Genomic DNA, 17,292 nt, shown 5'->3' with positions numbered 1-17,292 from the left:
CCTGAGGCGGGTGATGGCTGATCTACACTTCTTGATGCTCAATCAAGCGCGGGAGGGTGGTCAACGGACTGCTCGGAACTGCGCAGGAGGTCATCATGACTAAGTTGTCTTCCATCGGTCTGTGTGTCGCGTTATCGGTTTCAGCTGCCCAGGGCTGGGCGCAAACCGTGGTGCCGACCAAAGGCCAGAGTTCGCAACAGACTCAACTGGATATCAATGAATGCCAGAGCATTGCGGCCAGTCAGGCGGCCTCGACCGACACGTCGCCTTCCGGAGGAAGAGTGAAGGGGGCCGCGGTGGGTGCCGCCGCCGGTGCCGTTGCAGCCGATGCGCGCGGGCGTCAGCACGACGAGTTTTACGACAACGCCAATGACAACGTGAAGCAGGAATACCGGCAGAATCAAGCCAAAGGGGCGGCAGCGGCCGGTGTCGTGGTGGGTGGTTCGAAGCAGCGCCAGGAACGTCGGGCTAATGAGAAAACCAGCACAGCCAACAGCCAGACGGCCTATACCAGTTGCCTGCAAGGCAAGGGGTATCAGGTCAATCCCTGAGCCGGTGCCGGTGTTGGTCGGTCAAGCAAGCGAACCATCACGCAGGCGTACAGCGTGACGGCGATGAACAGTCCCATGCGCACGGCGAAGGCGGTGTAGACGTCTTTGCCCAAGGCGCTGTCCTGCACGGACTGGCCCAGCAGGATGATCAGGGTGATAAAGGTGTTGAGCCACAACCCCGGGCCATAGCGGCTCGGGCTCAGGGCATACAGCTTGCGCGCCAGGAACAGGCCGAACAGCAGCATCCACAGGAAGAACATCCACAGGTGTACAAACAGGCTCAGTGCACACCAGAACAGGATGGCCAGCAAGCCGCCGAGCAAGGTCGCGCCGAGCAGCTCACGCCCGGCATTGCGCGCGCTGGTGGTTGAGCATTGCTGACCGAGGCCGACCGCTTTCAGGATGATCGGCAGGTAGGCCGCCGGGTCGATCATCGCCAGCAGGAATGTCGGCAAGACAATCAAGGTGGCACGCAGCGCAATCCGACTGGCTTCTGCACCTTCCGGCGGTGGGGCGGCGGGCGGCGAGGGCGCATTGGCCGGTTCAGGGAAGATCCAGTGACTGATCGCAATGACCATCACCGCCAGCAACAACCCTTTGACCAGCGCGCCGATGACCATTGCCGCCAGGTCGAATTCGGCAACGCCCGCCGAAGAGATCATCGTCAGCCCCATCACCAGCAAGGTCACGATCAGGTTGTTACCGCCACTGAGCCCCCAACGAAAGACCAGGAACAGGCTGACCGTGACCAACAGCACGCCGGTCAACGGGTAGTAACGCAGGATCGGGATCAATAGCAGACCGATACCCGTAGTCAGCATCGCCACCAGGGCGAGCACGATCGCCGCCTTGAACGGCAGCGGGCGATTGACCGAAGCCAGGAGCAGCAGGCACAGCACGGGCGCGAGAAACGGGATCGGCAGCGCCAGGCCGAAACTGACCGCCAGGCACAGTGCCGCGCCGCTGGCCAACCGCAACGCACGTTGCGCCCGTGGCGTGCGTTTAGTAGGCATAGGACAGCCAGCTCATCATCCCTAAAAAGACCCGGCCGAGCGGATTGAGCCAATTGCCCGGTGAAGGGAAGGCCATGACTTCAGCCTGGCCGCCGGCACGAATGTTCCCGCTGCCTAGCAGTTTGCTCATGGACTGCTCGGAAAACTCGATGATCACCGGGAACCGTTGGGCCGGTCGCAGCCAGTCCCGGCTGTTTTGTATGCCGGGCAGGGTGCCGGGCGGGGTTGGCTGCCCGACGCTGATCCCATAACCGACACTGCGTACATGGCCCTCGAAGACTTCACCCGGCACCGCGTCGAGGACAATGGACACTGGCGTATCGGGCCGCACCAGACCGAGGTTGTTCTCGGTCATGTCGGCCGTGATCCAGATGTCCTGAATAGTGATCAGGGTCATCACCGGGCTGCCGGCGGCGGCGAATTGCCCAACGTCGGTGCGCAGGTCCGTGATCAACCCCGCCGAGCGTGCCCGTGTCTGCGTGTTGGACAAGTCCAGTTCGGCTTTTTCCAGTGCCCCGGCGGCGCTGCGCAGTTTCGCGTTGACGTCTTCGCCGCCACCTTCCGTTTCTTTTGCACGCTCTACCTCGGCGCGCGCGGCAGCTGTTTGACTGATCGCGGCTTCGCGGCTGGTGCGGGACGCGTCCAGAACGCGCACGGAAATGGTCCCCGGGTCTTCACGATACAACCCTTCCAGACGCTGATTCTCCTGGCGGGCCTTGGTTTCGTTGGCCTGGGCGGCGCGCAAGGCTGCTTGCGCCGAGGCAATCCCCGCGGTGCTGGCGCCCAACTGCCGGCGGGTTGTCTCAAGGTCGGCGCGGGCGCGGTCGACGGCAATCTTGTAGGGGGCCGGATCCACCTCGAAAACCACGTCGCCGGCCTTGACGATCTGATTGTTGTGAACGTTTACCCGGATTACCCGGCCCGCGACTTCCGACGCCACCGGAATGACGAATGCGCCGACCCGCGCCTGTTGCGTATAGGGCGTGAAACGGTCAGCCAACAAGTACCAGACCAGGCTCAGGATGATCAGCAGCAATACCCATTTGATGCCTTTTTTCGCCGGATCGGCCGCCACGGGCTCGGCGGCGTTGGGGGAGGGCTGCGCGGCGTCACTCATGGTTAATGTCCTTGGCGGGTATCGGGAAAGCGGGCAGGTCGGCGGCAGGCTCATCCAGCATGTTGCCCCAGTCCGTACGTTGTTCCATCAGATGGCGGGTGGCCGGGTCGACACGCGGGAGGGTGGAGTACCAACCACCGCCCAGAGCCTTGTAGAGGGCGATGACATTGCTGACCGCATTGCCGCGGGCGATCAGGTAATTGTCCTGTTGTTCGAGCAGCGCCCGTTGCGCGTCGAGCACCCGCTGGAAGTCGGAGTAGCCTTCGCGAAATTGCACGCTGGCCAGCGTCAGCGAGCGCTTGGCGGCGCCGCCGGCTTCACGCAGGATGCGTTCGCTTTCCAGCGACTGGATCAGCCCGTTGGCCGCATCATCAGCCTCGCGTGCGGCCTGGCGAACCTTGTCGCGGTAGGCTTCGATCAACTCCTGCAACCGAGCGTCCTGCACGCGCACGTTGTTGGTGATCTGCCCGTAATCGAACACATTCCAGCGCAGGCTGGGACCACCGACCAGGTCCAGGCTGCTGGACGTGCCGTGGATTGTGTCAGTTGACCAGACGATGCTGCCGAGCAACGTCAGCGACGGATAGAAATCACTTTCGGCCACGCCGATCAGCGCACCCTGGGCGGCCACATTGAGTTCGGCGGCGCGCACGTCAGGCCGACGCAGCAGCAGGCTGGCGGGCACATCTTGCAGTACGGCGCGATCGACCAGCGGCACCAGGCTGTCATTCTCGATCACCTGCGGCAGCCCGCCCGGCGGTTGCCCGATCAGCACGGCCAGGGCGTTACGCGTGCGTTGCAACTGATCCTGGAGGTTGGGAATACTGGCCAGTGTGCCCAAATACTGGGTTTTGGCCTGTTGCAGATCGAGCTCGGCATCCTGGCCGCTCTTGAACAGTTTCTCGGTGATCTCGAAGTTGCGCTTTTGCTGCTTGGCGTTTTCACGGGCGACGCGTAGACGGGCTTCGGTGGTGCGCAGCAAATAATAAGTATCCGCCACTTGGGCGCGCAGCAAGACCAGCGCGTCTTCGTAGTTGGCCTGGGCAGAAAAATACAGCGCATCGGCGGATTCGATGGCGCGGGCGAAACGTCCCCAGAAGTCGAGCTCCCAGCCGATGTCAAACCCGCCACTGTGTTGCCAGAAATTATTGTCCTGCGGATTGTTGCCACCGTATTGGTGACGTTTGACGTACACACTGTCGGCGCTCACTTGCTGCAGTTGCGGGTACAGCGTGCTTTGCGCAATGCCCAGTTGGGCGCGGGACTCCATGACGCGCAAACCGGCGATTTTAAGGCTGGAGTTGTGAGCATCCGCTTGCGCAATCAGTTGATCGAGCACCGGGTCGTTGAAGACACTCCACCACTCGCGCAGATCCGGATTCGCCCCGCGTTGGCTGGATTGCTCAAGGGACGGAGTGTCCCAATGCTTGATCCATTCTTCACCCGGCGGCTGGAAGTCCGGGCCCAGCTTAATGCAGCCGCTCAGGGCCAGCGCACCCAGCAGGATGAGGTAGCCCGGTTGCACCAGCGGGGACCGACTTGGAAGCATAGTTCCGTGTCCAGCCAAGAAAGATCACTGGAGCATAGACGGCTGTATGAACTGTAGAGTGGCTGGCGGCGGATTTTTTCCTAGCGTGAAATAATCCCGTGATCGATCGCGTATTTGACCAGCGCCGCCGGTTTGTCGATGTTGAGTTTGCGACGAATGCTCAAGCGATGGGTTTCGACCGTGCGCACGCTGATGTCCAGCTCCCGGGCCATTTCCTTGTTGTTCAGGCCTTGAGCCATTTTGTACAGGACCTGGCTCTCGCGTGGGGTCAGCTCGTTGTCGGTGCTTTTATCGGCGATCAGGCGCTGGGCGATTTCGGCGCTGTAGAAGGTGCCACCGCTGGCAATGGCTTCGATGGCCGCAATGATTTCCCGCGAGGGCGAGTTCTTCAGCACATAGCCGCTGGCGCCGGCACGCACGGACTCGCTCACGTATTCATTATTGTCGTACATGCTCAGCACCAGGACTTTCAGCGTCGGGTACTGGCTGCGTAACACTCGCGTCAGTTCGAGACCGTTCATGTCGCGCAAACTGATGTCGACCAGCAACAGGTCCGGCTGGCAGCGCCCGACCATCTCGATCGCCTGCGCGCCGCTTTCGGCTTCGCCCACCACTTCCAGGGGCGCCATGACCGCCAGCAGCGCTTTGATCCCGTCACGGACCAGGGAATGATCGTCGACCAGGGCGACGCGGATCGGGTAGGGCAGGTTCATCGCGGGTGTTCACTCTTGTTGTAAGGGCTGAGTCAGCGTTTTGTTGCGGGCTCTTTCATCGGCAGCTGCACGTCCAGTTCACTTCTGCCGGGGATCGATATCAGCTCGAAACGTCCGCCAAAGTGCTCGACCCGTTCACGAATGTTACGCAGGCCGATGCCCGCGTGGCGACGTTCGACCTGGGCGACATTGAAGCCGATCCCGTCATCCACCACGCTCAGGCGTACCGATTGTTCAGCGCCGTGCAGGGTAATGGAAACGTTTTTCGCCTGGGCGTGGCGTTCGATATTGGTCAGGCCTTCTTGCACGATCCGGAACAGCGCGACGGCCGCACCGTCGACCAGGTGACAGTCGAATTCGTTGTCGTCATACGTCACTTTCAGGCCGCTGCGTTGCTCGAATTCGGCGGCGAGTTGGCCGATGGCGGCCGGCAAGCCCAAGGTGTCGAGCAAGGACGAACGCAGGTCGTGGGAGAGGCTGCGGACTTCGCCAATGGCTTCGCCCAGGCGTTCGGTGGCGTCCTTCAGCGTGCTCAAGCCCTTGTCATGGCCCTGTTGGTTTTCCAGCAGATGGCTGGCCAGTTCGAAGCGAAACTTGATCGACACCAGCAACTGGCTGATGCCGTCGTGCAGCTCGCGGGAGACCCGGGATCGTTCCTCTTCCTGCAGGCTGACGATACGCTGGGTCAGGCGCTGCAATTTTTTATCCGCCAGGCGATGCTCGCTGACGTTCAGCGTCATGCCGCTGGCGAACACAAACAGCACCGCCACCAGCGCCACCACGGCAATCGCCAGCATGGTCTTGCGGATGCCCTGAGCCACTTCGTCACGGGCCTGCTGGGTGGCGCGTTCGACGTCCTCCAGGTAAATACCGGTGCCAAGCATCCAGCCCCAACGATCGAGCATCACCACGTAGGCGAGTTTGTCGGTGACTTGGCCGGAGGAGGGTTTGTTCCAGGCGTAACGCTGAAAGCCTTCGCCCGATTGCGCACTTTTGAGCAGCGCCTGGATCACCGGCAAGCCGTGCGGGTCTTTCATGTCCCACAGGTATTTGCCTACCAGTTCGGTCTGGCGTGCGTGCATCAGGCTGCGACCTTCGCGGTCGTAGACGAAGAAATAGCCGTTGATGCCGAAGCTGAGCTTGCGCAGTTCTTCGAGGACTTGCTGCTGGGCATGCGCGTCGCCGTGGCCGTCGTCGTACAGCGGAGCGATCAGGCTTTGCGCCATTTCCACGTAGTTTTTCAGTTCGGCACGCTTGCTGGCCAGAATGCTGTCTTCAATCAGCTGGGCCTGTTGATCGCCGAGTTGGCGGTTCAGGGAAATCACCAACCCACAGATCACCGCGATGGCCAATACCAACGGCAGAATCCCGAGCGCGACGATTTTGTGTTTGAGCTGCATCTTGGCTCCAGACCGGACCGAAGAAGGGCGAAGGCCGGCATCATAGGCCAAAGAGGGCTATTTCCAGTAGCGCTGCTGGACGGAATGACCGGGGTGTCCGCGAGTTGAAACACAAAACCCCCTGTGGGAGCGGGCTTGCTCGCGAAAGCGGTGTGTCAGTCAACATCAATGCCAACTGACGGACCGCTTTCGCGAGCAAGCCCGCTCCCACAGGGGATCAACTCCGTCTACGTAGAACTACGTAGTCAGCACGTACGTAGTAACGCGGATTTATTTGTAGACGGCATGCGGGGATATTGGGCCAGCTCCGCACCGCGGACACAATTATAAAAATTACCGCCGCAGTCACTGGCTGTCGGCAGGAGACACGCTATGCCCCGTCTGGCTAAACACCTCGCCTGGTTTGCCGTGGCTGTTCTGGGAGCGTTTGCGCTAAGTGTCGTGGCCCTGCGCCGCGGCGAAGCGATCAACGCCCTCTGGATCGTAGTCGCAGCTGTCGCTATCTACCTCGTTGCCTATCGTTACTACAGTCTGTTCATCGCCACCAAGGTGATGCAACTCGATCCCAATCGTGCCACGCCCGCGGTCATCAATAACGATGGCCTGGACTACGTGCCGACCAATAAACACGTGCTGTTCGGTCACCACTTCGCGGCCATTGCCGGTGCGGGTCCGCTGGTCGGGCCGGTCCTGGCGGCACAAATGGGCTACCTGCCCGGTACGCTGTGGCTGATCGCCGGCGTGGTGCTGGCCGGTGCGGTTCAGGACTTCATGGTCCTGTTCATGTCCACTCGCCGCAACGGTCGTTCGCTGGGCGACATGGTCCGTGAAGAAATGGGCCGCATCCCTGGCACCATCGCGCTGTTTGGCTGCTTCCTGATCATGATCATCATCCTCGCGGTGCTGGCACTGATCGTGGTGAAGGCCCTGGCCGAGAGCCCATGGGGCATTTTCACGGTGATGGCGACCATCCCGATTGCGATGTTCATGGGCATCTACATGCGCTACATCCGTCCGGGTCGCATCGGTGAAATCTCCGTGGTCGGCGTGGCGTTGCTGCTCGGTTCGATCTGGCTCGGTGGGCAGATTGCGGCTGATCCGGTGTGGGCCAAGGCTTTTACGTTCACTGGCATCCAGATCACCTGGATGTTGATCGGTTACGGTTTTGTCGCGGCGGTATTGCCGGTGTGGCTGATCCTGGCACCCCGTGACTACCTGTCGACCTTCCTGAAAATCGGCACCATCGTGGCCCTGGCGATCGGCATTCTGATCACCATGCCTGACCTGAAAATGCCCGCGTTGACTCAGTTCATCGATGGCACCGGGCCGGTGTGGAAAGGCGGCTTGTTCCCGTTCCTGTTCATCACCATCGCCTGTGGCGCGGTGTCGGGTTTCCATGCGCTGATCGCTTCCGGCACCACGCCGAAGCTGCTGGCCAGTGAAGGTCATGCCCGTTACATCGGTTACGGCGGCATGCTGATGGAATCCTTCGTCGCCATCATGGCCATGGTTGCCGCTTCGGTGATCGAGCCGGGTGTGTACTTTGCGATGAACAGCCCGGCGGCGTTGGTCGGCGCGGATGTTGTCTCCGTCGCTCAAACCGTCAGCAGCTGGGGTTTTGCAATTACCCCGGAAGCCCTGCAAGCGGTGGCCAAGGACATCGGTGAAACCACCATCCTCGCCCGTGCCGGCGGTGCGCCGACCCTGGCGGTCGGTATCGCGCAGATCCTGCACCACGTCCTGCCGGGTGAAAACACCATGGCGTTCTGGTACCACTTCGCGATTCTGTTCGAAGCGCTGTTCATCCTGACGGCGGTCGATGCCGGTACCCGTGCTGGTCGTTTCATGCTCCAGGATTTGCTCGGTTCCTTCGTGCCGGCGCTGAAACGCACCGATTCCTGGCCTGCCAACCTGATCGCCACCGCGGGTTGCGTGGCAATGTGGGGTTACTTGCTGTACCAGGGCGTGATCGACCCGCTGGGCGGGATCAACACCTTGTGGCCGCTGTTCGGTATCTCCAACCAGATGCTGGCCGGTATCGCGCTGATGTTGGCAACGGTTGTGCTGATCAAAATGAAGCGCCAGCGCTACATCTGGGTGACCATGCTGCCAGCCGTCTGGCTGCTGATCTGCACCGTGACCGCAGGCTTCATCAAGCTGTTCGATGCGAACCCGGCGATTGGTTTCCTCGCCCTGGCGAAGAAATACAGCGACGCGCTGGCCAACGGTCAGGTGTTGGCCCCGGCCAAAAGCATTGACCAGATGCAGCACGTGATCTTCAATGCCTACACCAACGCAACGCTGACGGCGCTGTTCCTGTTCGTGGTCTTCAGCATTCTGTTCTTTGCCCTCAAGGTCGGCATCGCCGCCTGGGGAACCAAGGAACGTACGGATAAAGAAGCGCCATTCCAGGCCATTCCACAGGCTTGATGGAGGAGGGTATTGATGTTCAATGACCTGAGTCGTCTCGGTAAATACCTCGGTCAGGCCGCACGCCTGATGGTGGGCATGCCGGACTACGACACCTACGTCGAGCACATGCAGAACAAGCACCCGGACAAACCGGTGATGAGCTACGAGGTGTTCTTCCGGGAACGCCAGGAAGCTCGATACGGCAGCAAGGCTGGGCCCAAGTGCTGTTGATGCACTAAGTCCGGATGAAAAAAAACAGGAGCCCGGCTTGCCGCGCTCCTGTTTTTTTTTGCTGCTCGCTGACGGGGGAAAATGGTTTACGGCACCCGCCCAAGAGCCGAAGGACAGTCACCGGCGCTAAGGCAGCCCATAAACCTTGAACAGCTTTCTGGTCGTGTCGCTGGCGCCTCCCAGGTACTTATCGTAAGCCTGTTCAATCTCGCCGGAGCGGTACATTTCACTCAGCGTGGTGTCGACCAGCAAGCGGAAATCTTCATCGTCTCGTGGCACCGCCATGGCCGTCGGGGCGTACTCGAAAATACGTTCCAGCAGCACCAGATTACCGGTCGGGTAATGGCTGTCGAGGAGGTTCCTGAGCATCATCCGTTCGCTGAACATGGCATCGGCTTTGCCTTTGGCGACCAACTCGAGCCCGTCGGCGGTGGTGTCGACCGTGATCAGTGTGGCGACCACGCCCAGCAAGTGCATCTGCTGACGAATCCACGCCTCGGTCACGCCTCCCGCCGTGGTGACGTAAGTCTGGCTGGACAGACCACGGTTGACGGTGGCACGCCAGGTGGGTCCGGTGTGAGCGACTTTGCCGTTGAGCACATCCAAAAGCGTTGCCGGGGCATCCTGGTGCACCACCGCCGAGAGGCCAGCGGTGTAAATGGGCACCGAGTAGCTCACTGTCTTGCGTCGTTCCAGTGTTGGCGGTGTTGGCGTGCAGAGGAGGTCGACCTTGCCCGAGCTGACCGCAGTGATTTCATCGGCGACGGTGACAGGCTGGTAACTCACCTGCAGTTCGGGCAAGCCCAGTTCGGCCTTGACCTTGTCGGCGATTTTGTCGCAAAGACCGATGGCATAACCCTGGACCTTGTCGCCCACTTTGATGCTAAAAGGGGCGAAATCCGGCAGGTAGCCGAGGGTCAACGTATTGCTTGAACGCACCCGTTCAAGTGTGTCGGCACTGGCCAGCAACGGCAGGCAGGCAAAGAGCAGTGCGATGGTTTTGTTTCGTTGTGCGTTCATGTCCTGATTCCCCCGAGTTCAGATGTCAGTACCGTCCAGAAACCAGGCCTAAGGGGTGTCGTTCCTGGCGGGGTCGGTGGCAGGCATAACGGCAAAGCGCTTGGCGAGCCAGCCATACAGCGGGTAGCCGAACACCAGCACAAGGGCGCCCCCGAACACAGCGTCCTTGCCGCACGAGTGCAGGGCGTACAACGAATAGGCGATGGCGATCAGCAACACAGGGGTATTGCGCAAGTAAACCGCTGACGAAACCCGCGCCTTGTACATCATGACCAGCAACCCGGTCAGCGCCGTCACGTAAGGAATCAGGTTGGTCACGGCGGCAAGATTGACCAGTTTGCCGAACTGGGCCGCGGCATTGGGTGAAATGGTCGACAGGGCCATCAGCGTCTGCAACACACCACACACCAGCATGCCCATGAGAGGGGCGTTGTGCCTGTTGAGCTTGCTGAACAGTTTCGGAAACATCCCTTGGTCGGCGGTCATTTTCGCCGTTTGTGCCAGGGTGAACTGCCAACCCAGCAGCGAGCCTACGCACGCCATTACCGCCAGCGCCATGATGATGGTGCCGACCGTGGGGTTGAACATTTGCGCGTACACCAGCGCGAAGGGGGCCGAGGAGTTGGCCAGTTGTTCATTGGGAATGATGCCCTGGATAACGGTCGTCGACAGCACGTAGACCACCGCCGCACCGAGCGTGCCGAACAGACAGGCCAGCGGTACGGTGCGCTTGGGATCTTCAACGGCGTCGCTGGCTTGCGCTGCGGACTCCATGCCCAGAAACGCCCAGAGGGTCAATGGAATCGCACTGCTGATCGCATCGGCGTTGGAAAGGTTATTCGGGTTCCAGGCGGACACCAATATCTCCGGTTTGAACCAGAACCAGCCAATGATGCTCAGGCCGGCCACCGGGATAATCACCCCCCAGACGGTAATCGCACCGATCCTGCCGGTGATGCCGGGGCCACCGAAGTTGGCGACGGTGGTCAGCCACAGCAGGCCGACCGTGCCGATGAACAGTGGGATCGCGCCCGTGCCCAGCCAGGGCAGGAACGAGGTCATGTAACCCACGGCCGAGATAGCGACCGCGACGTTGGCAATGGCCAGCGACAGGAAGTACAGGTACGAACAGAGGAAGAACCCGGACTTGCCATGCGCTTCTTCGGTGTAGGCGGATAACCCGCCCGGGCGCTGACAGTAAATGCCGCATTGGGAAAAGCAGTAGGCGATGGCCATGGAGCCAATGGCCGTGACGATCCAGGACAGCAATGAAATGGCCCCGAGCTGGGCCATGCTGGTCGGCAACATGATGATGCCCGATCCCATCATGTTGACCATCACCAGAGTAGTGAGCCCCACAAGGCTCATTTTTTTGCTTGAGTCGGCCATCAAAAACTCCTTTTTCCGCACTTGTGCCAAGCTGTCAGGTGTTACTGCACCACGCACTCAGATGTCGCCAAGCTCAACTTCAGGAAGCCCATGTCATGACGCAATCTCATGCAAAGCACGTCCGTCGCGAGTTTTACAAAACAGTGTGGTTCTACATTCGTGTTGTTTGGCCGATTTTCTCAATCCTGTTGTTTACGATCGTGCTGTTCGGTCTGATCATCGCCTACCTGGAAGGGTGGGGGCCGTTTGACGGTATCTACTTCGGGTTCGTGACCGGGTTGACCATCGGCTACGGCGACCTGGTACCCAAAACGCCCATCTCGCGTGTCCTTGCAGTGTTGCTGGGTTTTAATGGCGTTCTGATGACGGCCATCTTTGCCGCCGTCAGTATCCGCGCCATCGAAGAGACCGCGCGAGCGGCCAAATCCGAGGAATAAGGCCGTCGCATCGCGCTGGGCCCTCAGTAGGGTTCAGCGATGTATTTGAACGGGTAATTGGCCGCCTTGTAGCTGCCGATTTTGCGTTTTGGCAGGCTGACTTTTTCTTGCTTGACCTTCTTATAGGGGATATTCCCCAGCAAGTGAGTCAGTACGTTGAGCCGTACGGATTTCTTGTCCTCGGAGCGGGCGACGTTCCAGGGTGCCCAGTCGGTGTCGGTGGCTTCGAACATATCGTCACGGGCTCGTGTGTAGTCGTCCCAACGGTTGTAGGACTTGATGTCCATCGGTGACAGTTTCCAAATCTTGCGCCCGTCGGTGATGCGCTCCTTGAGCCGCCGGGTCTGTTCTTCAGGGCTGACTTCCAGCCAGTACTTGAACAGCAGCACGCCGGAATTGACCATGAGACGTTCGAACGACGGTGCCAGCGTTAAAAAGTCGGTGACCTGCTTCTCGTCGCAGAACCCCATGACCCGCTCGACGCCCGCGCGGTTGTACCAGCTGCGATCGAAGATCACGACCTCGCCGGCCGCCGGAAAGTGCGGCATGTAGCGTTGCAGGTACATCTGGCTTTTTTCTCGTTCGGACGGTGCCGGCAAGGCCACCACACGAAAAATCCGCGGACTGACGCGCTCGGTCAACGCCTTGATCGTGCCGCCCTTGCCGGCACCGTCGCGGCCTTCGAAAACAATCACGACCTTGGCCCCGGTGGCGACCACCCACTGCTGCAACTTGACCATTTCGACGTGCAGGGTCTTGAGCTGTTTTTCGTAGTCTTTGCGGCTAAGCGTGTCGGCTTTTCTCTCCGCAGAATCGGCTATTTCACGATTGGTTTTTTTCATCGCGATGCTTCAACCTCTGGTGGTCTTGAATAGGGTGTGTGCCGGTTGCGAATTCCCGGTGCGGCTTGCGAATAGAGGGTAGTTCAAATTAGCAAGGTCAAGATGACGCAGGTCATTCGCCTTCCGGGCCGCTCGCGAAATCACGGTTGATCTCTTTGTGGGTGCTGATAATCCGCAACGGCCTGCTCCAGATTGGGCAGCATCCGCGTATCACCCAATGCGACGCCCAACGGAGCATGAATAACCATCGCGTAAACACTGGGACTCATGCCCACCAGCCACAACGAAATGCCTCTTTCTCGCAAACGCTGTTCGGCCGCCGTGAGCATTTTCAAAGCGGTGTACTCCAGGTCGAAAACACTGCGCAGATCGAGAATCACAACGCTGGGCGCTGCCGCCACGATCAACGAGCGAATTTTCGAACCGAGTCGTTCGGCGTTGGCAAAGAAAATGCGACCTTCAGGCCGCAGCATCAGCAACCCCTCGAAGTGTTCGTCCTCAGTCTCGGCGCAGGGCGGGCGATACACATTGGTGCCCGGTTTGCGCCCCAATTTGTGCACGGGCGGGTCCGAGACCTGGTAGGCCAGCGCCAGCAACGAAACAATGATTGCCACGACGATACCCTGCAGCGTGCCGAGCAGCATGACCCCGACCAGTGCCACCAGCGCCCAGATAAATTCTGTGCGGCGTACCGAAAGAATCTCGCGAAATTCCGAAGGCTGGATCAGCCCAATCGAATACACGATCACCACGGCGGCGAGCGTGGCATTGGGCATCAGGCCAATGAACGGTGCGAGCAGAAGGCAAGTCCCCAGCGCCAGTCCGGCCGTGATCAACCCCGCCAGTTGTGATTGCGCACCGGCCAAGCGGTTGACGGCGGTTTGGGTGGTCCCACCGCCGGCGGCCATGGCCCCCAGCAATGCACCGCCGATGTTGGCTAACCCTGTCGCCACCAACTCACGGTTGGGCTGCAGCGCGGGTTCATCACTGCGGGCAAATGCTCGTCCCGCCGCGATGGTTTCGGTAAAGCTCATCAGCGCAATACCCAGGGCCGATGGCCAAAGTTGCGACGCGATCGACCAGTCGGGCAGCGTCAATTCGGGCAACCCGATTGGAACGACGCCCACGGCCGACACACCCAGTTGCTCCAGATTCAGCACACTCATGCCGAGAATGCCGAGCGCCACCGCAATCAGCGGTGCGGGCAATCGCGGGGTGAAGTGCTTCATGCCGATCAGAATCAGCACCATGAACACACCGACGGCCACGGTCGGCAATGAGGCATGACCCAACCCTTCAACAGTGGCGATGACGTTGTGAAAAAAACCACCTTTTTCGATATGGATGCCGAGTAATTTGGGCAGTTGATCGAGCACGATGACAATCCCGATGCCGGCCTTGAAACCCACCAGCACCGGGTCTGAAATGAAGTTGGCAACGAAGCCGAGGCGCATTATCCCGGCCAGGACCAAGATGGCACCGACCATCAAGGCCAGCGTGGCGGAGGCAACAATCAGGGTTGCCGCATCACCGGACGGACTGACCTGGCCCAGTGCGGAGGCGACCAGGATGGCAAGGGTTGTGGTGGTACTGACGCTGAGCGGGCGTGAACTGCCGAGCACGGCATAGATCGCCATCGGCACCAACACGGTATAGAGGCCGATCTGGACCGGCAGGCCGGCAATGGTGGCGTAGGCCAGTGCCTTGGGAATGACCACGGCTGCGGCGGTCAATCCCGCGATGGCATCGCCTTTCAACCAGCCTTGTTGATAGTTGCCAAGCCACTCTGGTAACAGGGAATCGTCCTTGCCGCTACGTTGTTGGTTCATGAAGTGCTCCAACCCAAACTTTTCATGCCGCGTTAAATCCCTATTCCATCGCCCACGCGGCGCCTGAACGGCGGCGTGCAGTGACAGAAAATGCAGTTGATCGAGAACACACAGAGGAGGGCAGGCGCCCCCGGTAAAAGGGGACGCCTGTTATTTATTAATGGAATGGAAAGATGTAGTTCATCCAAGCAGCCATGCGCAGCAGAATCTTGCGCATCATGGCGATATGCTCAAAGTGCTGGCTATAGAGCGCCGCCTGCCCATACGCGCCGCCAGGCATCTGGTTAACATATTGGGCGTAGTCCGGATCGGTGATCTCGATAATGACCGGTACCCGGCCTGCCGGCGGTGAACCCGTGAAGCCAATCAATGTTCCGGAGGGCTGAACTTGTCCCTCTGCGATAACGGTAACGACGGTCTTGACCCGGCCCTCGAACACCTTCCCGGGAATGCCATCGAAGGCCACTTCCGCCTCATCGCCGACCGCCAGTCGCAACAGGCTGTTTTGACGCATCCAAGCGGCTAAGTAATGTCCCTCTTGCGGGATAAACACCATGGAAGGCCGCAAGGGCAACTTGGTGGCCATCATGCCCGGACGCAAGGAAACATGGGTGACGAAGCCTTTGCTCGGGGCGCGAACAGTGGTGTTGTCCAATTCATACTGAGCATTGTCCAGTTGTGCCTGAAGATCGTCGGAGCGAGCGACGACGACGTCCAGTTCACGCTGGGTGCCAAAGTTGCGTTTGATCAACTCGGTGATTCGGGCACGATCAGCTTTTGCCGAGACTAACTGTGCCTTGATGGACTGGATCTTGTACTCGAACGGGGCCGGGTCGATCCGAAACAGTACATCGCCTTTTTCCAAAGGCTCGTTAACCTTGACCGGCACGTCAATGACCTGGCCACTGACGACCGGAACGACCGGCACGGAAACGAAGTAAGTGCGCGCCACCTCGGAGTACGGATGGTTGTAGTTCATCGTGAAGATCATCGCCCCCACGATCAGGATCCCGCCGAGGACTGCGGTCGGTACCGTCCATTTGTTCAACGGTATGCGGAAAATCTTGAAGATGGCGGTGCAAATGGCGGCATAAGTCAAAACAAGCAGAAGATCCATGGCTTAGATTCCCTCACCGCGATTGTCCGACGCCGGATTGCCCCGCGCAGTGCCTGTAGCCGTCTCCAGTCGCTCTATGCGACTTTGCAGATCGGCCACCTGTTGTTCCAGATGAGCGACATGAACTTGTGGTGACTTGCCATCACCAAATCCCCATCCCCGATCTTCCCGGTACGCCATCGCCCAGATCCACAGAAACGGCCAAAGCGCATGCAGGGTGAACAAACTGACCCAGCCGGTGGCATGGATCGCGTCCTGATGCGGGTGATTGCGGTGTACGGCGATTTCGTAAGGAATGTCGTGTAGCGCGATGATTCCGTAGAACAGGACCAGGCCGACAAAGAACAACAGGCCTAGCGCGAAGTAATCCAGCATGGTCTCCCCCTCATGGCACAAGCGATGTACTTGGGTCAGTGTAGTCACGGATTTTAGGAGTGCGGGCGGTCCTGATTACCAGAATTGGACCGGTCACTAAATTGTCAGCCTGCGCAGGCCTGGCCTGCGGGAGAGCGAGCGAGAGAATCTGCTTAATTGCCGCTGTGTTCTAGGTCGTTTTATGCAAGCGTTGGTTTTTTCTCGCGCTACTGAATTCTGGCTGTTGGGTCGTATCGGTGAGAGAGGCGAGTGCTCGACTTCAAACGCGCGAAGAGCTCTCGCTTCCCACTTGCGTCCGTCAATCAATCCCTGCGTTTATCAAGGCATTGACGGCGCAGGGTCATGTTGTTGATCTCCATGCAACTGACCGAATAATCATCAGATTTGTTTTTGGCATCCTTGGCTTTGTCGCAGTTGCCATTTCCATTGCAATTGCCTTTCCCTTTTTGATCATTGTTGTTTTTTATGCAGTTTTTGGCAGCACTTGCACTGCCCGCGTTATCGCAATTTGAAGCGGCGAAGGATAGCGATGGCAAAGCCAGGGAGAACAAGAGTGTGCATCCAAGGGTCGCGATGATTCTCATAACCAAGCTCCTTAGTAGATTTTTACTTACCAGCAACACCGTTCGGGTCGATCAGCGTTGGACGGTTCATTTCGAGTAACGCCGAACATCAGCTTCATTGTTACCCCTGCCGGGTGGATAAAATCGTCGGCATTTGCAGATCCTTGTAAATCGCGAGAAACCTCAGGCCCGAGGTGAAGAGCAAGGCAATCCATCCGGCGACCTGGATGGTCGGGAATACATCGCGCAACAAGACATAGACGATGCACCCCAGCAGGATCGGCGTGGCATAGATCTCACGTGACATCAACAACGAGGTTCTGCTCGCCAGAACATCGCGCACGATGCCGCCGCCAATACTGGTCAGTACGCCCATCATCACGGCAAACGGCGCAGCCAGATGTAATCCGAGCACTTTCTCGGTAGCGACCAACCCGAACAGCGCGGCCGCAAAACCATCGAGGTACAGCAAAAGGCGATAACGCTGCTGGAACTTTTTGGTGAGGAAAAAAGCCAGCGTGGCTGCAATCAAGCCAACCCAGATGTAGTTGAAGTCCGCGATCCAGAAAATCGGTTGATCGAGTATCAGGTCGCGAACGGTGCCGCCACCAATAGCGGTGATGATGCCCAGTACCACGGCGCCGAACACATCGACCCCCGCCTTCTGGATCGCCAGCACCCCGGTAATGGCAAACACGGCAGTGCCCAACATTTGCTGAAAATAAAGCATCCAT

At 59.3% G+C, this 17,292-nt stretch carries 17 protein-coding genes; 4 read left to right on the top strand and 13 right to left on the bottom strand.

The features are described 5' to 3' along the window. Positions 1 to 95 precede the first annotated feature (95 nt). Positions 96 to 551 carry a YMGG-like glycine zipper-containing protein gene (locus BK660_RS00855; protein WP_123431651.1) on the top strand — a complete coding sequence of 152 codons (456 nt, stop codon included), beginning with the start codon at positions 96 to 98 and terminating at the stop codon, positions 549 to 551. On the opposite strand, the gene BK660_RS00850 is transcribed toward BK660_RS00855, so the two are convergent. From BK660_RS00850 to BK660_RS00830, 5 genes are all read right to left on the bottom strand, one after another. Beyond that, positions 536 to 1,564, bottom strand: a complete 1,029-nt coding sequence (locus BK660_RS00850) for a DUF2955 domain-containing protein (protein ID WP_123431650.1) — start codon at positions 1,562 to 1,564, stop codon at positions 536 to 538. The two genes, BK660_RS00855 and BK660_RS00850, sit on opposite strands and share 16 nt — an antisense overlap. After that, positions 1,554 to 2,681 carry an HlyD family secretion protein gene (locus BK660_RS00845; protein WP_123431649.1) on the bottom strand — a complete coding sequence of 376 codons (1,128 nt, stop codon included), beginning with the start codon at positions 2,679 to 2,681 and terminating at the stop codon, positions 1,554 to 1,556. Before BK660_RS00845 ends, BK660_RS00850 begins: the two co-directional genes overlap by 11 nt. Next, the gene (locus BK660_RS00840) at positions 2,674 to 4,230 is read right to left on the bottom strand and encodes an efflux transporter outer membrane subunit (protein ID WP_123431648.1); all 1,557 of its coding nucleotides are present in this window, start codon (positions 4,228 to 4,230) and stop codon (positions 2,674 to 2,676) included. The genes BK660_RS00845 and BK660_RS00840 overlap by 8 nt, the downstream gene beginning before the upstream one ends. An 80-nt stretch (positions 4,231 to 4,310) precedes the next feature. After that, positions 4,311 to 4,943, bottom strand: coding sequence for a response regulator (locus BK660_RS00835; RefSeq protein WP_123431647.1), 633 nt, complete (start codon positions 4,941 to 4,943; stop codon positions 4,311 to 4,313). A 32-nt stretch (positions 4,944 to 4,975) separates the two neighbouring features. Further along, on the bottom strand, positions 4,976 to 6,343 hold the full coding sequence (locus tag BK660_RS00830; RefSeq protein WP_123431646.1) for a cache domain-containing protein: 1,368 nt from the start codon (positions 6,341 to 6,343) through the stop codon (positions 4,976 to 4,978). Positions 6,344 to 6,715: 372 nt separating this feature from the next. Here BK660_RS00830 and BK660_RS00820 point away from each other — a divergent pair, with 372 nt between their 5' ends. Both BK660_RS00820 and BK660_RS00815 read left to right on the top strand, forming a co-directional pair. Next, entirely contained in the window at positions 6,716 to 8,773 is a 2,058-nt protein-coding gene (locus BK660_RS00820; protein WP_123431644.1) for a carbon starvation CstA family protein, read from the top strand. A gap of 15 nt (positions 8,774 to 8,788) precedes the next feature. Beyond that, positions 8,789 to 8,986, top strand: a complete 198-nt coding sequence (locus tag BK660_RS00815) for a YbdD/YjiX family protein (RefSeq protein WP_007949127.1) — start codon at positions 8,789 to 8,791, stop codon at positions 8,984 to 8,986. A gap of 126 nt (positions 8,987 to 9,112) precedes the next feature. On the opposite strand, the gene BK660_RS00810 is transcribed toward BK660_RS00815, so the two are convergent. Together BK660_RS00810 and potE are read right to left on the bottom strand one after the other, a co-directional pair. Then, positions 9,113 to 10,006: an amino acid ABC transporter substrate-binding protein gene (locus tag BK660_RS00810; protein WP_123431643.1), complete on the bottom strand. Its 894-nt coding sequence runs from the start codon at positions 10,004 to 10,006 to the stop codon at positions 9,113 to 9,115. A 48-nt stretch (positions 10,007 to 10,054) separates the two neighbouring features. Continuing rightward, positions 10,055 to 11,395 (bottom strand): putrescine-ornithine antiporter, encoded by a 1,341-nt coding sequence (potE, locus tag BK660_RS00805; protein WP_123431642.1) that lies wholly within the window; start codon positions 11,393 to 11,395, stop codon positions 10,055 to 10,057. A 95-nt stretch (positions 11,396 to 11,490) separates the two neighbouring features. Between potE and BK660_RS00800 the strand changes: the two genes are divergently transcribed. After that, complete coding sequence (locus tag BK660_RS00800; protein ID WP_123431641.1) at positions 11,491 to 11,832, top strand: potassium channel family protein; 342 nt, start codon at positions 11,491 to 11,493, stop codon at positions 11,830 to 11,832. Between the two features lie 23 nt (positions 11,833 to 11,855). On the opposite strand, the gene ppk2 is transcribed toward BK660_RS00800, so the two are convergent. From ppk2 to BK660_RS00770, 6 genes are all read right to left on the bottom strand, one after another. Further along, a complete protein-coding gene (gene ppk2, locus BK660_RS00795; RefSeq protein WP_123431640.1) occupies positions 11,856 to 12,674 on the bottom strand; it encodes a polyphosphate kinase 2 in 819 nt (272 codons plus the stop codon). 140 nt (positions 12,675 to 12,814) lie between these two features. Beyond that, entirely contained in the window at positions 12,815 to 14,503 is a 1,689-nt protein-coding gene (locus BK660_RS00790) for a SulP family inorganic anion transporter (protein ID WP_123431639.1), read from the bottom strand. Positions 14,504 to 14,660: 157 nt separating this feature from the next. Beyond that, positions 14,661 to 15,620 (bottom strand): HlyD family secretion protein, encoded by a 960-nt coding sequence (locus BK660_RS00785; RefSeq protein WP_123431638.1) that lies wholly within the window; start codon positions 15,618 to 15,620, stop codon positions 14,661 to 14,663. 3 nt (positions 15,621 to 15,623) lie between these two features. Beyond that, positions 15,624 to 15,995, bottom strand: a complete 372-nt coding sequence (locus BK660_RS00780) for a DUF3302 domain-containing protein (RefSeq protein WP_123431637.1) — start codon at positions 15,993 to 15,995, stop codon at positions 15,624 to 15,626. Positions 15,996 to 16,297: 302 nt separating this feature from the next. Next, positions 16,298 to 16,579: a hypothetical protein gene (locus BK660_RS00775; RefSeq protein ID WP_123431636.1), complete on the bottom strand. Its 282-nt coding sequence runs from the start codon at positions 16,577 to 16,579 to the stop codon at positions 16,298 to 16,300. 100 nt (positions 16,580 to 16,679) lie between these two features. Continuing rightward, the gene (locus tag BK660_RS00770) at positions 16,680 to 17,288 is read right to left on the bottom strand and encodes a trimeric intracellular cation channel family protein (RefSeq protein WP_123431635.1); all 609 of its coding nucleotides are present in this window, start codon (positions 17,286 to 17,288) and stop codon (positions 16,680 to 16,682) included. Positions 17,289 to 17,292 lie beyond the last annotated feature (4 nt).

The sequence above is a fragment of the Pseudomonas brassicacearum genome, from assembly GCF_003732265.1.
Lineage (GTDB): Bacteria > Pseudomonadota > Gammaproteobacteria > Pseudomonadales > Pseudomonadaceae > Aquipseudomonas > Aquipseudomonas brassicacearum_D.
Note: the sequence above shows the minus strand (reverse complement) of the source record. Positions and strands in the feature narration are given on the sequence as shown.

What these genes read in the sequence shown, in the direction of transcription:
- BK660_RS00855 (WP_123431651.1), top strand. Translation starts at nt 96, where the DNA reads ATGACTAAGTTGTCTTCCATCGGTCTGTGTGTCGCGTTATCGGTTTCA.
- BK660_RS00850 (WP_123431650.1), bottom strand. Translation starts at nt 1,564, where the DNA reads ATGCCTACTAAACGCACGCCACGGGCGCAACGTGCGTTGCGGTTGGCC.
- BK660_RS00845 (WP_123431649.1), bottom strand. Translation starts at nt 2,681, where the DNA reads ATGAGTGACGCCGCGCAGCCCTCCCCCAACGCCGCCGAGCCCGTGGCG.
- BK660_RS00840 (WP_123431648.1), bottom strand. Translation starts at nt 4,230, where the DNA reads ATGCTTCCAAGTCGGTCCCCGCTGGTGCAACCGGGCTACCTCATCCTG.
- BK660_RS00835 (WP_123431647.1), bottom strand. Translation starts at nt 4,943, where the DNA reads ATGAACCTGCCCTACCCGATCCGCGTCGCCCTGGTCGACGATCATTCC.
- BK660_RS00830 (WP_123431646.1), bottom strand. Translation starts at nt 6,343, where the DNA reads ATGCAGCTCAAACACAAAATCGTCGCGCTCGGGATTCTGCCGTTGGTA.
- BK660_RS00820 (WP_123431644.1), top strand. Translation starts at nt 6,716, where the DNA reads ATGCCCCGTCTGGCTAAACACCTCGCCTGGTTTGCCGTGGCTGTTCTG.
- BK660_RS00815 (WP_007949127.1), top strand. Translation starts at nt 8,789, where the DNA reads ATGTTCAATGACCTGAGTCGTCTCGGTAAATACCTCGGTCAGGCCGCA.
- BK660_RS00810 (WP_123431643.1), bottom strand. Translation starts at nt 10,006, where the DNA reads ATGAACGCACAACGAAACAAAACCATCGCACTGCTCTTTGCCTGCCTG.
- potE (WP_123431642.1), bottom strand. Translation starts at nt 11,395, where the DNA reads ATGGCCGACTCAAGCAAAAAAATGAGCCTTGTGGGGCTCACTACTCTG.
- BK660_RS00800 (WP_123431641.1), top strand. Translation starts at nt 11,491, where the DNA reads ATGACGCAATCTCATGCAAAGCACGTCCGTCGCGAGTTTTACAAAACA.
- ppk2 (WP_123431640.1), bottom strand. Translation starts at nt 12,674, where the DNA reads ATGAAAAAAACCAATCGTGAAATAGCCGATTCTGCGGAGAGAAAAGCC.
- BK660_RS00790 (WP_123431639.1), bottom strand. Translation starts at nt 14,503, where the DNA reads ATGAACCAACAACGTAGCGGCAAGGACGATTCCCTGTTACCAGAGTGG.
- BK660_RS00785 (WP_123431638.1), bottom strand. Translation starts at nt 15,620, where the DNA reads ATGGATCTTCTGCTTGTTTTGACTTATGCCGCCATTTGCACCGCCATC.
- BK660_RS00780 (WP_123431637.1), bottom strand. Translation starts at nt 15,995, where the DNA reads ATGCTGGATTACTTCGCGCTAGGCCTGTTGTTCTTTGTCGGCCTGGTC.
- BK660_RS00775 (WP_123431636.1), bottom strand. Translation starts at nt 16,579, where the DNA reads ATGAGAATCATCGCGACCCTTGGATGCACACTCTTGTTCTCCCTGGCT.
- BK660_RS00770 (WP_123431635.1), bottom strand. Translation starts at nt 17,288, where the DNA reads ATGCTTTATTTTCAGCAAATGTTGGGCACTGCCGTGTTTGCCATTACC.